Origin of the sequence: Methylobacterium sp. CCH5-D2, assembly GCF_001556475.1 — a bacterium.
Lineage (GTDB): Bacteria > Pseudomonadota > Alphaproteobacteria > Rhizobiales > Beijerinckiaceae > Methylobacterium > Methylobacterium hispanicum.
In genome coordinates this window covers 1-682 of the sequence record NZ_LSIX01001080.1, presented here as the reverse complement: position 1 = coordinate 682, position 682 = coordinate 1, and the positions used below count along the sequence as shown (strand labels likewise).

At 76.0% G+C, this 682-nt stretch carries 1 protein-coding gene; it reads right to left on the bottom strand.

Features of this window, described 5'->3' with window-relative positions:
* Positions 1 to 682: ABC transporter permease (locus AX737_RS29165; protein WP_066927467.1), on the bottom strand; the 682-nt coding region annotated here is incomplete at both ends.

Sequence of the window (682 nt, the reverse complement as noted above, 5' to 3'; positions counted from 1 at the left end):
CGATCGCGCCGCCGCGCAGGCCCAGCCCGAAGAAGCGCCGCTGGAAGGCCCGGGCGATGAAGTCGTCGTCGGCGCCCACGAAGTGGAGCACCTCCACCACCTCGCGGTTGCCCGCCATGGCGCCCCGGGTCGCGAAGGCGACCGCGAGGCCCGTGGCGACCAGCACCAGGGCGACGATGCCGACGCCCGCGCCCACGAAGGTGTTGGCCATGGTGGAGAGCCGCTGCAGCCAGAGCACGTGGTCGTCGAGGCTGGCGACGCCGGGAAGCGCCTCGCCGAGGCCCGCCCGCAGGTGCTTCAGGTCGGGCGCGGGGGTGCCGAGCGTCAGGGTGATGAGGCGCGGCACCGGCAGGTCGCCGAGGTCGAGCCCGCTGCCGAGCCAGGGCTCGAGCAGGCGCTCGGCCTCCTGCTTCGAGAAGACGCGCGTCGCCGCGATGCCGGGCTCGGCCTTGGCGAGGTTCTCGGCCCGCGCGAGGTCGGCCTCGACGTCGCGGCCGGGCGCCGGGCGGACCTGGATCGTCACCTCCTGGGCGACGCTGCCCTGCCACTGGGCCGCGCTCGCCGAGACCATCTCGGCGGCGCCCGCGCAGAGCGCGGCCAGGAAGGTCAGGATGGCGATGACGGCCGCGAGCGAGCGGCTCGCCGCCGTGTCGGTCGGCACCAGGGGCGCGTTGCGCCGGAG